This is a genomic window from Micromonospora zhanjiangensis, from assembly GCF_042650605.1.
Lineage (GTDB): Bacteria > Actinomycetota > Actinomycetes > Mycobacteriales > Micromonosporaceae > Micromonospora_J > Micromonospora_J zhanjiangensis.
In genome coordinates, this window is sequence record NZ_JBHSBN010000015.1 from 84,133 (window position 1) to 95,636 (window position 11,504).

An 11,504-nucleotide genomic window follows, 5' to 3' on the forward strand; every position below is an offset into this window, starting at 1 on the left:
TCTCCTTCTCGCGGGCGGCGGCTCAGGGCAGGGTCCAGCGTTGGTTGGCGGCACCGGTGCAGGTCCAGATGTGCACCTGCGTGCCGTCGGCCGAGCTGTTCCCGGCCACGTCCAGGCACTTGCCCGACTGCGGGTTGCGGACGGTGCCGTCCGGCTGGGCCGCCCAGTTCTGTGCCCCGGTGCCGTTGCAGGTGTAGAGCTGCGTCTTCGTCCCGTCGGCGGTGCCGGCACCGGCTACGTCCAGGCACTTGCCCAACGCCGTGACCAGGCCACCGGCCACGGTCCAGCGCTGGGCCGCCGTGCCGTTGCAGGTGTAGAGCTGCACCTTCGTCCCGTCGGCGGTGCCGGCACCGGCCACGTCCAGGCACTTGCCGGCCAGCCCGACCACCGGGCCGGTCCCACCACCGCCACCGCCGGTGACCAGGGTGAACGCGTCCAGGTCGAACAGCGCGCCGGTGGTGGCCGGGTTGGCGAAGGTGAGGTAGAGCGTGGTGGTCCCCGCCGGTGCGCCGGACACCGCGTCGGTGACGTCGGTGAAGACGTCCCAGCCGCCGGTGACCGGGACGGTGGCCGAGCCGAGCACCGCGCCGGTGGGCGAACCGGCCCGCAGCTGCACGGTGCCGCCGGCGCCGGCCGAGGAGACCCGGGCGCTGAACGAGGTGACGTCGCCCAGCCGGTACGGCTCGAACGCGATCCAGTCGCCGTTGTGGATGTCGCCGACCGTCTTGCCGCCCTCGGCCGGGGTCTTGTCGAACGTGTTGATCCCGGCCGAGGTCCTGAAGTGCTCGGCCTGCCGGTGCCGCGGTTGCAGGGTGTGCTGGGCGTGCGTGGTCAGCCCGCCCGCGTCGGTGTACTCGGCGTCGAAGACAGCGAAGATGTTCGCCGCGCTGTCGTGCTCGCCGTCGACCGGGATGTCGAGCGAGCCGGAGCAGCCGTTCTTCGAGGTGATCTGGTGGCCGTGCTGGTCGTGGCCGAGCACGTAGGTCATCTTGACCTTGGCGCAGTCGATGGTGCGGTCCTCCGGGTCGGTCACCGTGATCTGGAACGGCACGCTGTCACCGAACGAGAAGAGCTGCCCGTTGCCGGGGGCGCCGATGGTCACCGTCGGCGCGGTGTTGCCCACGGTGATCACCACGCCGGCGCTGCCGGTGGCGCCGGCCGGGTCCGTGACGGTCAGCGTCGCGGTGTACGTCCCGTTCGCGGTGAAGGTGTGCGACGGGTTGGCCGCCGTCGAGGTGCCGCCGTCGCCGAACGCCCAGCGGTACGTCAACGCCCCGCCCTCGGGGTCGGTCGAGCCGGCCGAGGAGAAGGCGACGGTCAGCGGCGCGGTGCCCGAGGTGGGGGTGCCGGCGGCCCGCGCGGTGGGTGCCCGGTTGCTGCCGCCGACGTAGTCGAACCGGTACAGCGCCGAGTTGGCGTCGCCGTTGAAGTAGCCGGTGCCGTAGTCCAGCACGTAGTACGCGCCGTCCGGCCCGAACGCCGAGTCCATCACCTGTTTGCCGGCCCACGGGAAGCTGTCGATCGTCCCCGGCGAGCCGTCGCCGGTGAGGTGGATCGGCTTGATCCAGCCCCGGCCGAACTCGGTCGCGAAGAACTGCCCGTCGAAGGACTGCGGGAACTTCGTCGACGAGTTGAGGTTCGGGTCGTACCGGTAGACCGGGCCGGCCATCGGCGACTCGGAGCCGCCGCCGAACTCCGGTGGCGAGCCGACGTCGCCGCCGTACCGGATCCAGGCCGGGCGGGCCGGCGGCAGGGTGCCCTGGCCGGTGTTGCGGAACGAGTTGTTGGTCGGGCCGCCGGCGCAGTCGTACTTGGCGCCGGACGGGCCGTTCGGGAAGGTCCACTCGTTGTACGTCTCGGCGGCGGTGTTCGTCCCGGTGCAGTACGGCCAGCCGTAGTTGCCGGGGCCGGTGACCCGGTCGAACTCGACCTGCCCGCTCGGCCCGCGGCCCGGGTCGGAGCTGCCGGCGTCCGGCCCGTAGTCGCCGACGTAGACGACGCCGGTGGCCTTGTCGACGCTCATCCGGAACGGGTTGCGGAAGCCCATCGCGTAGATCTCGGGCCGGGTCTTCGCCGTGCCGGGCGGGAACAGGTTGCCGGCCGGGATCGAGTACGACCCGTCGGCGTTCACCTTGATCCGCAGGATCTTGCCGCGCAGGTCGTTGGTGTTGCCGGCGCTGCGCTGGGCGTCGTAGGCGGGGTTGCGGTTGGTGCGCTCGTCGATCGGCGCGTAGCCGGCCGAGTCGAACGGGTTGCTGTCGTCCCCGGTGGACAGGTAGAGGTTGCCGGCGGCGTCGAAGTCGATGTCCCCGCCGACGTGACAGCAGATCCCCCGGTCGGCCGGCACGTCCAGGACGGTGACCTGGCTGCCCGGGTCGAGGGTCCAGTCGGCCTTCAGGGTGAACCGGGACAGCCGGTTGACGCCCTGCCAGGCCGACCAGTCCGTACCGGTGGCGGGCGCGTCGCCGGCCGGGGTGGACAGCGGCGGCGCGTGGTAGAGGTAGATGAACCGGTTGCTGGCGAAGTTCGGGTCGACCCCGACGCCCTGCAACCCCTCCTCGTCGTGGTTGTAGACGGCGAGCCGGCCGACGACGGCGGTGCTGCCGGCCGCGTCGGTGCGCCGCAGTGTGCCGTCCCGCGCGGTGTGCAGCACCGAGCGGTCGGGCAGCACGGCCAGGGACATCGGCTCGCCGGTCTCGGCGACGCCGCGGGCCAGTTCGACCTGTTGGAAGTCGACGGCGGTGATCGGGTGGGCGGCGGCCGGGACGGCCGGCCCGAGGGCCGCCGTGCCGGCGGCCGTGGCGACGAGCAGCAGGGTCGCGCCGGTCGCCGTCAGGCGTCTGCGCAGGGTGCGGCGGTCGTCCGAGTTGGACATGGACGGTGGTCCCTTCCTCGGAGGTCACCCGTCGATGACCCGACCGCGCCGCCGGTCGGTTCGACGAAAGAGTTTCGGATTGACTTCACGCTAATTACAAAATTTCGATGTGTCCATACTTCCGGAGGACCGGAGGCAACTTTTGTCAATATCGATAAAAGTTGCCCTCACTGGTCGCGGTCGACCGCCTCGCCGACGAGGGCGAGCAGCGTGGCGCGGGCCTCGGCGCCGACCGGTGCGGCGGCGAGCGCGGTCAGCGCCGCCTCGCTGCGGACCCGGATCATCTGCTCGATCCGCTCCCTGGCGCCGGTGGCCGTGATGATGTCGCGCAACTCGGCGGCGCCGTCCGGGTCCAGCTCCGGATTGCCGAACAGCGCCTTCAACCGGGCCGCCTGGGTCCGGTCGGCACCGCTGCGGGCCAGCGCCATCATCACCGTCGGCTTGCCCTCGCGCAGGTCGTCCAGGACGGACTTGCCGGTCACCGCCGGATCGCCGAACACGCCCAGCACGTCGTCGCGCAGCTGGAACGCGTCGCCGAGCGGATCACCGAAGGCCACCAGCGCCGCCAGCAGCTCCGGGTCGGCACCGGCCAGCGCGGCGCCGATCTGCAACGGCCGGGTCACCGTGTACCGGGCCGCCTTCATCCGCACCACGGTCAGCGCGCTGGCCACCGACCCGTCCCCCACCCCGGAGACCAGGTCCAGGTACTGCCCGGCGATGACCTCGGTGCGCATGGTGGCGAACACCCGGTAGCCCCGGCCCACCTGCTCCGGGTCCAGCCCGCACTCGTGGAACATCTGGTCGGCCCAGGCCGCGCAGAGGTCGCCGCAGAGCAGCGCGGTGCTGCGCCCGTACGCGGCCGGGTCGCCGCGCCAGGACGACCGGGCGTGCAGGTCGGCGAAGACCCGGTGCACGGAGGGATGACCCCGGCGCAGGTCGCTGCCGTCCATGATGTCGTCGTGGATCAGCGCGAAGGCGTGGAACAGTTCCAGCGCCGCCGCCGCGACCACGATCGGCGTACCGTCCGGGCCGCCCGCCCCGCGCCAGCCCCAGTAGCAGAACAGCGGTCGCAGCCGCTTGCCGCCGGTCAACACGAACCGGCGCAGCGTGCTGAACACCCCGCGCGGCGCACCGTCCGGCCAGGCCGGGTCCTGCCGGTCCAGGAACGCGCCGAGTTCGGCGTCGAACCGGGACCGCAGCGGCTGCGACCGGCTGGTCGGTGCCGCCCCGACGGTCACCGCCGCTCCCGGACCGACCCGCCCGTCCCGGCCGATCGGCTCGCGTCGTCGGGCGGACCGATCAGCCGCAGCAGCAGGTCCTTCACCTCGGTGGCGGCGAACCGGTCCCGGGCCGCGGCCGGCTCGGAGCACAGCAGCACCGGACCGTCGGCCGGATCCGCCGGCAGCCGACCGTGCGAACCGCGGACCGCCCGCGCCCCGGCGTCCAGACCCACCACGTTCATCAGGTACCGGAAGCCGAGCTTCTTGCGGGCCAGGGCCACCGCGGCCCGTCGCTTGGCGGCCCCCGGGGCGGCCGGGTCGAAGAACAGCTCGGCCGGGTCGTAACCCGGTTTACGGTGGATCTCCACCAGTCGGGCGAAGTCCGGCGCGGCGCCGTCGTCCAGCCAGTAGTAGTAGGTGAACCAGGCGTCCGGCTCGGCGACCAGCACCAGTTCGCCGGCGCGCGGATGGTCCAGCCCGTACCGGGCCTGGCCGGCGGCGTCCAGCACCTCGGCCACCCCGGGCAGCCCCGCGCACAACGCGGCCACCCGCGGCACGTCGGCCGGGTCGCGGACGTAGACGTGCGCCACCTGGTGGTCGGCCACCGCGAAGGCCCGCGAGACCCACGGGTCGAGGTACTCCATCCCGTCCTGGGTGTACACCCGCAGCAGCCCCTCGGCGCGCAGCAGCCGGTTCACGTCGACCGGCCGGGACACGTCGGTGATGCCGTACTCGGAGAGCGCCACCACCACCGCGTCCCGGTCGGCGGCCGCGGCCAGCAGCGGGCCGAGCACCTCGTCCAGGGCGGCCGCGGCGGCCGCCGCCTGCGGCGCGGCCGGACCGAAGCGTTGCAGGTCGTAGTCCAGGTGGGGCAGGTAGACCAGGGTCAGGTCCGGGTCGTGCGCCGCCATGATCCGCTCGGCGGCCCGGGCGATCCACCGGGACGAGGCCAGCCCGGCGCCCGGCCCCCAGTAGGTGAACAGCGGGAAGGTGCCCAACGCGGCGGTCAGCTCGTCGTGCAGCTCCGGCGGGTCGGTGTAGCAGTCCGGTTCCTTGCGCCCGTCGGCGTAGTAGACCGGACGCGGGGTGACCGTCCAGTCCACGTCCGCGCCCATGGCGTACCACCAGCAGACGTTGGCCACCGTGTAGCCGGGCCGGTCCCGGCGGGCCGTCTGCCACACCTTCTCGCCGCCCATCAGCGCGTGGTGCTGCCGCCAGAGCAGCACCTCGCCCAGGTCGCGGAAGTACCAACCGTTGCCCACCACGCCGTGCCCCGCGGGCGGTTCCCCGGTCAGGAAGGTGGCCTGCGCCGAACAGGTCACCGCCGGCAGCACGGTACCCAACTCGGCGGTGAAACCGCGCTCGGCCACCGCCCGCAACCGAGGCATGTGGGCCAGCAGTCGCGGCGTCAACCCCACCACGTCCAACACCATCAACGGCCGCATCACCGCACCTCCTTGTCGTGATCAGCGGACAACCCGGGCGCGGCGGCCGGCGCCGGCCCGGGGGCCGACCCGTCCGCCAGGCCGAGGGCGAGCAGTTCGGCGCGGGCGAAGGCCAGCTCCGCCGCGATCCCGTCGGCCAGTTGCCCGGCCGTCCGCGGCCGCCGGGCGGCCGGCAGCACCCCCCAGGTGTACGTCTCGACGTCGTAGTGGTCGCAGGCCGCGACCGGACCGGCCAGCAGCTCGGCCAGCGCCGCCCGCAGCACCGGCACCGTCGAGCGCACCGGCGGCTCCGGTACGGCGTGCAACGGCACGTGGTAGTGCACCCGCCACGGGCCGGGCAGGTTCCGGGCCAACGCCTCGTCCAGGTCGTCGGCGGCGTACGCCGGATCGGCCGGGTCCGCCGCACCGGCACCGGCCGCGCACCGGGTCTGGTGCAGGAACCGCGGCTCGACGTACTCCCGGAGCCGGTCGGCGGCGGCGACCGGGTCGGCGGCCTCCAGCGCGGCGGAGACCTGGACCTTGACCACCGGCAGCCCGGCCGACTCCAACGTCGCCAGCGCGGCGGCGGGCTCCTCCCAGGCGCACGCGAGGTGGGCCAGGTCCAGGCAGACGCCCAGCCGGTCGGTGTCCACCCCGGACAACAACCGGACCGCCTGCCCGGTGCGTTCCACCACGCAGCCCGGCTCGGGTTCGAAGGCGACCCGGACCGCCCGCCCGGTCGACCAGGCCAGCTCGGTCAGCGCGCCGGCCAGCCGGTCCAGCATCCGGGTGGTGGCCTCGGCCCGGCCGGCGTCCCACGGATCCCGCCAGGCCAGCGGCAGGGTGGAGATCGAACCGCGGGCCGCGTCGACGGGCAGCAGGTCGACCAGCACCCGGGCCAGGTTCACCGTGTAGTCCAGCCGATCCCGGCTGGTCCAGTCGGGCCGGTAGACGGCGTGCTTGACCACCGGCGACTGGAACGCCCGGTACGGGAAGCCGTTGAGGGTCACCACCTCCAGGCCGCGGGCGTCCAGCTCGGCGCGCAGCCGACGCCGGGCCGCCGGCTCGGCGGCCAGCCCGGCGGCCACCGGCGCGGCCAGCCACAACCCCAACCCGAGTACGTCCGTGCCCAGCCGCCGCCGGATCGGCAGCGCGTACGCGTCCAGCTGGGCCAGGACGCCGGCCAGGTCCTCGGCCGGGTGGACGTTGGTGCAGTAGCCGAGGTGGACGGTCTGCCCGTCGACGTGTCGCAGCCGCATCAGCTGCCGCCGCGCAGGATCGAGTTACCGGCGAAGGTGGTCCCGACCGTCGGCGCGTCCCCGGCCGTCGGCGCGTCCCCGGCCGTCGCGGCGTCCGGTGCCGGGTCGGCGGGCAGGTCCAGCCGGCCGGACCGACCGTAGAACTCCACCGGGTTACGCCACAGCACCCGGTCCACGTCGTCGGCGGAGAACCCGGCGGCCAGCATCGCCTCGCCGGTGGCCCGGGTCAGCAGCGGGTCGGACCGGCCCCAGTCGGCGGCCGAGTTCACCAGCATCCGGTCCGTGCCGTACCGGCGCAGCAGCTCCACCATCCGGGGCGGGGACATCTTGGTCTCCGGGTAGATCGAGAAGCCGAGCCAGCAGCCGGTGTCCCGGACCAGCTCCACGGTGACCTCGTTGAGGTGGTCGATCACCACCCGACCGGGGTCGATGCCGGACTCGCCGACCACGTCCAGGCTCCGCCTGGTGCCCCGGGCCTTGTCCCGGTGCGGGGTGTGCACCAGCGCCGGCAGGTCGTACTCGACCGCCAGGGCGAGTTGGGCGGCGAACGCCTCGTCCTCCTCGGGCGTCATCGAGTCGTAGCCGATCTCGCCGACCGCGACCACGCCGTCCTTGTCGAGGTACCGCGGCAGCAGGTCCAGCACCGGCCGGCAGCGCGGGTCGTTGGCCTCCTTGGGGTTGAGCGCGATGGTGGCGTGGTGCCGGATGCCGAACTGCCCGGCGCGGAACGGCTCCCAGCCGATCAGCGCGTCGAAGTAGTCGACGAACGAGGCGGCGCTGGTGCGCGGCTGGCCCAGCCAGAACGCCGGCTCGACCAGGGCGCGGACCCCGGCGGCGGCCATCCGCTCGTAGTCGTCGGTGGTGCGCGAGGTCATGTGGATGTGCGGGTCGAAGATGCGCATCAGGCGTCCTCCCTCGGATTGCCCAACCGGTCCAGCAGGGCGAGCGCGTCGGCCGGCATCTCCCGGCCGGCGGCCCGGCGTTCGTCGGCCAGCCCGCCCAGCATCACCGCCAGTTCGCGGTCGGCGCGGTCGTCCAGCCGGTCCACCACGGACAGCGGCAGGCCCATGAAGACGGCCTTGAGGACGCCCTGCCGCCAGGCCGCCTGGTCCAGCTGCCGGGCGTAGCGGCCGAGTGCGGCGGCGACCAGCCGGGTGTCGTTGGTGCGCAACGCGTCGTGCAGCAGCGGCACGGCCGTGTCACCCACCGGCAGCACCGGCAGGGCGCGCAGCACGGCCCGCTTCTCCGCCGCGTCCCCGTACCGGTAGAGCTGGTCGACCCGGGCGGTGGCCTCGCCGGGCGGCAGCGCGGCGAGCAGCACGACCCGGGCGGCGTCGTCGGCGGTCCAGTCCGGGGCCGCCGGCAGGACGTCCCGACCGCAGCGCCGGCCGGCGGCGGCGAACAACCGGGTGACCGCGCCGGGCTCGGCCCCGACCCGGCGCACCGCCTCGGCCAACCACCCCCCGTCCGGTACGGCCGCCAGCGCGGCCCTCAGTTCGTCGGGTTCCTCGTGCATAGCGCCTCCCCTTCGGTGCTGGTTCGGTGTCGCCCGGCCACCGGGGTACCGGACCGGTCGGCGGCCGTGCGCAGGAAGGTCAGCGAGTCGCGGGCGACGGTGGGCGCGGCGTGCGAGTGCCGGGGTAGTTCGACGGCGACCAGGCCGGGATAGCCGGCGGCGGCGAGGGCCGCCAGCACCGGCGGGAAGTCGATCTCGCCGGTGCCGAACTCCAGGTGCTCGTGCGTGCCCCGGCGCATGTCGTCGATCTGCACGTTGACCAGGTACGGCGCCACCGCCGCGACACAGTCCGGTACGGGCAGCGGCTCCAGGCAGCGGCAGTGCCCGACGTCCAGGGTGATGCCGAAGCCGGGCGGCTCGCCCAGCGCCCGGCGCAGCCGGTGCCAGCCGGCGATGTCCTCGACCAGCATGCCCGGCTCGGGCTCGAAGCCGAGCGGCACGCCGGCCGCGTCCGCCGCCGACACGACCTCGGCGCAGCCGGCCACCAGCCGGTCCCAGGCGGTCGCCTCGTCCACCGCGGCCGGTCGTACGCCGGCCCAGCAGGAGACCGCCTCGGCGCCCAGGTCGGCGCCGATCCGTACGGCCCGGCGCAGGAAGTCCACCCGGCGGGACGGATCGTCGTCCAGGAAGGTCGGTGCGTGCTTGCGCCACGGGTCGAGCAGGTACCGGGCGCCGGTCTCGATCACCAGGCCCAGCCCCAGGGCGTCGAGCCGCCGGCCGACCGCGGCCACCCGGGCGGCCAGCCCCGGCGCGTACGGGTCGAGGTGGTCGTGGTCCAGGGTCAGCGCCACGCCGACGTAGCCCAGGTCGGCGAGCACCCCGAGGGCGTCGTGCAGCCGGTGGTTGGCGAACCCGTTCGTGCCGTACCCGAACCGCAGTCCGGCACCGGCGGTGGCTCCGGCCGAAGCGGCGGACGGGCCGGTCGCGGCGGGAGCGGTGGACGGGTCGGTCGGGGTGGTCATGTCGGGCTGATCTTCCGGGCGAGGCGGCGGCCCAGCGGCGCGGCGGCGGCGACGGCCAGGCCGAGCAGGCCGGCACCGGCGCGGGCCACCAGCGCGCCCTGCAGCGCGGGCAGGCCGGTGATGCCGGCGCCGACCGCGGCCCGGACCCGGGAGGCGACCGGTTCGGCGGCCACCCGGGCCTGGGCGGCGCCGTACTGCGCGGCGTACCAGCCGGCCAGCGCCACCGGCAGCACGGTCGACCATCCCACCGGGCCGGTCGACCGGTCGGTCGGCCAGGACGACCGTCGCGCCGCCCGGGCGGGGCCACCGGGCCGGGCCGCGGCGGCGGCGACCGCGGCGGTGCCGGCCAGGGTGACCAGCGGCAGCCGGCGGTCCGCACCGGCCACCTCGCGGCGGGACAGCGCGGTGACCGTCCAGGTGTGCGCCGCCACGGTGATCGCAGCCGGGACCGCCCGGGCCGGCCGGCCCGGGGTCGCGCCGAGCAGCACGTCCAGGCCGCGGCAGGCGGCCATCACGGCCGGACCGGCCGCGGTGTTCTTGGCGGCCAGGTCGTAGGCCCAGACGGTGGCCGCCAGCGGCGCCGCCACGGCCAGCGCCCGGCGCCCGCCGGCCAGGCCGGCCACGGCCAGCCCGGCCGCGGTGAGGCCGACGGAGAGGCCGAGCGCGGTGCCGGCTGACACCCGGCCGCTGGGGATCGGCCGCTCCGGTCGTTCGCGGGCGTCCAGCCGCCGGTCGGCCCAGTCGTTGGCCGCCATCCCGGCCCAGTAGAGCAGCACCGAGGCGCCGGCCAGGCCGGCCGCGGCCGGTCCGACCCGCCCCGCGGCCGCCGCCCCGGCGAGCACGTCACCCGGTACGGACAGCGCCGCCGGCGCCCGCACCAACTCCACCAGGTCGGCCAGCCGCGGCCGATCCGGTCCCCGTTCGACGGCCGACGGGCCGGGCCGGGAGGTCAACGGGGGCCGGTCCCGAGTCGGCGCACCAGGTCGCACAGGATGGCCCACTGCTCGGCCAGCGAATGTCCGCCGGCTCCGAGCGGGTCCTTGAAGAAGAAGGCCAGCTCGGGCAGCGGGCCACCGCGCCCGGCCCGGTGCGCGGCGGCGGTGATCCGGGCCAGGTCCAGCACCAGCGGGGCGGCCAGTGCCGAGTCGCAGCCGTGCCAGGTGAACTCCATCCGCATCGGGGTGCCGAGGAACCCGGAGAACGTGATCAGGTCCCAGGCGGTCTTGAAGTCGCCGATGTCGTCCACGTACTCGATCCGGGTGGTGCCCTGCGGGAGATAGCCGAGGGTCTCGCCGAGCACCCGCTGCTTGCTGGCCGCCTTCGCGGCGTTGGCGGCCGGGTCGGCCAGGTTCGCGCCGTCCCCGCCGCCGAGCAGGTTGACCCCGGACCAGGTCCGGACGGCCAGGTTGCGCATCGCGAACATCGGCGCCAGCACCGATTTCACCAGCGTCTCCCCGGTCTTGCCGTCGCTGCCGGCGTACGGCACCCGCTCCCGGACCGCCAACTCGTCCAGGGCCGGCAACCGCGCCCCGGTCGACGGGGTGAAATCGACGAACGGGCAGCCGGCCCGGAACGCCGCGTACGCCGCCAGCGAGCTGGGCGGCAGCACGGCGCCCGGTGCGGCCAACGCCTCGACCAGGGCGGCCAGGTCGTCGTGCGCCGGGTGCGGTGCCGCGGCCGGCTCGGTGGACGCGACGTTGACCACCACCACCCGGTCCAGTCGGTGCCTGTCCCGGAACGCCGCCAGGTCGGCTTCCATCGCCGCGGCGACCTCGGCCTGCCGGTCGCCCTCCGGGACCGGCCGCAGGTCGTCCTCGACGGCGTGCAGCTCGTCGGTCAGGGCGGTCACCAGCCGGCCGGGGAGCACTCCAGCGGCGGCCAGCGCCTCGGCCTTCTTGGACAGCGGGGTGGTCACCACGTCGTGCCCGCCGAAGACCAGCTCACTGAGGCCCGGCAGGGCGGGACCGCGCAGCTGGGGAAGTTCGCAGACACAGCCGACCGGTTCGGCCAGCCCGGCCCGCAACGCGAGCGCGCCGACCATGCTCGTGACGGCGACCGAGCCTCGTGCCCCGATCAACCAGACGCCTGTGGCCATGTCCGCTCCTTAGGATCGGGAGGAGTACCTGATCGAGAGCCGAAAATAACATTGATCGAGGTCTATTTGTCCAGGATTCCCGCCCGCCCGACCGGAGTCGGGCGGGCGGGACCGGCAGGCCAGGCCGGTCGGCGTCGCGACCTCGCCTCCCCC

Annotated in this window: 9 protein-coding genes; all 9 read right to left on the bottom strand. The window is 74.6% G+C overall.

Translation table 11 applies throughout. The features are described from left to right. Positions 1-22: 22 nt before the first annotated feature. The 9 genes from ACFOX0_RS20880 to ACFOX0_RS20920 all read right to left on the bottom strand — a co-directional run bounded on the left by ACFOX0_RS20880 (position 23) and on the right by ACFOX0_RS20920 (position 11,351). The gene (locus ACFOX0_RS20880) at positions 23-2,875 is read right to left on the bottom strand and encodes a PQQ-dependent sugar dehydrogenase (protein ID WP_377548544.1); all 2,853 of its coding nucleotides are present in this window, start codon (positions 2,873-2,875) and stop codon (positions 23-25) included. A gap of 167 nt (positions 2,876-3,042) precedes the next feature. Beyond that, the gene (locus ACFOX0_RS20885; protein WP_377548546.1) at positions 3,043-4,113 is read right to left on the bottom strand and encodes a polyprenyl synthetase family protein; all 1,071 of its coding nucleotides are present in this window, start codon (positions 4,111-4,113) and stop codon (positions 3,043-3,045) included. Further along, positions 4,110-5,543 (bottom strand): alkaline phosphatase family protein, encoded by a 1,434-nt coding sequence (locus tag ACFOX0_RS20890; RefSeq protein WP_377548549.1) that lies wholly within the window; start codon positions 5,541-5,543, stop codon positions 4,110-4,112. The genes ACFOX0_RS20885 and ACFOX0_RS20890 overlap by 4 nt, the downstream gene beginning before the upstream one ends. Further along, the gene (gene eboE / locus ACFOX0_RS20895; protein WP_377548552.1) at positions 5,540-6,778 is read right to left on the bottom strand and encodes a metabolite traffic protein EboE; all 1,239 of its coding nucleotides are present in this window, start codon (positions 6,776-6,778) and stop codon (positions 5,540-5,542) included. Before eboE ends, ACFOX0_RS20890 begins: the two co-directional genes overlap by 4 nt. After that, positions 6,778-7,680, bottom strand: coding sequence for a TatD family hydrolase (locus tag ACFOX0_RS20900; protein ID WP_377548554.1), 903 nt, complete (start codon positions 7,678-7,680; stop codon positions 6,778-6,780). The genes eboE and ACFOX0_RS20900 overlap by 1 nt, the downstream gene beginning before the upstream one ends. Continuing rightward, the gene (locus tag ACFOX0_RS20905; RefSeq protein WP_377548556.1) at positions 7,680-8,294 is read right to left on the bottom strand and encodes an EboA domain-containing protein; all 615 of its coding nucleotides are present in this window, start codon (positions 8,292-8,294) and stop codon (positions 7,680-7,682) included. The genes ACFOX0_RS20900 and ACFOX0_RS20905 overlap by 1 nt, the downstream gene beginning before the upstream one ends. Further along, on the bottom strand, positions 8,270-9,256 hold the full coding sequence (locus ACFOX0_RS20910; protein WP_377548559.1) for a sugar phosphate isomerase/epimerase family protein: 987 nt from the start codon (positions 9,254-9,256) through the stop codon (positions 8,270-8,272). Before ACFOX0_RS20910 ends, ACFOX0_RS20905 begins: the two co-directional genes overlap by 25 nt. After that, a complete protein-coding gene (locus tag ACFOX0_RS20915) occupies positions 9,253-10,209 on the bottom strand; it encodes an SCO3242 family prenyltransferase (protein WP_377548562.1) in 957 nt (318 codons plus the stop codon). Before ACFOX0_RS20915 ends, ACFOX0_RS20910 begins: the two co-directional genes overlap by 4 nt. Then, positions 10,206-11,351 (bottom strand): inositol-3-phosphate synthase, encoded by a 1,146-nt coding sequence (locus ACFOX0_RS20920; RefSeq protein ID WP_377548565.1) that lies wholly within the window; start codon positions 11,349-11,351, stop codon positions 10,206-10,208. The genes ACFOX0_RS20915 and ACFOX0_RS20920 overlap by 4 nt, the downstream gene beginning before the upstream one ends. Between the last annotated feature and the right edge of the window lie 153 nt (positions 11,352-11,504).

What these genes read in the sequence shown, in the direction of transcription:
- ACFOX0_RS20900 (WP_377548554.1), bottom strand. Translation starts at nt 7,680, where the DNA reads ATGCGCATCTTCGACCCGCACATCCACATGACCTCGCGCACCACCGAC.
- ACFOX0_RS20920 (WP_377548565.1), bottom strand. Translation starts at nt 11,351, where the DNA reads ATGGCCACAGGCGTCTGGTTGATCGGGGCACGAGGCTCGGTCGCCGTC.
- ACFOX0_RS20880 (WP_377548544.1), bottom strand. Translation starts at nt 2,875, where the DNA reads ATGTCCAACTCGGACGACCGCCGCACCCTGCGCAGACGCCTGACGGCG.
- ACFOX0_RS20910 (WP_377548559.1), bottom strand. Translation starts at nt 9,256, where the DNA reads ATGACCACCCCGACCGACCCGTCCACCGCTCCCGCCGCGACCGGCCCG.
- ACFOX0_RS20905 (WP_377548556.1), bottom strand. Translation starts at nt 8,294, where the DNA reads ATGCACGAGGAACCCGACGAACTGAGGGCCGCGCTGGCGGCCGTACCG.
- eboE (WP_377548552.1), bottom strand. Translation starts at nt 6,778, where the DNA reads ATGCGGCTGCGACACGTCGACGGGCAGACCGTCCACCTCGGCTACTGC.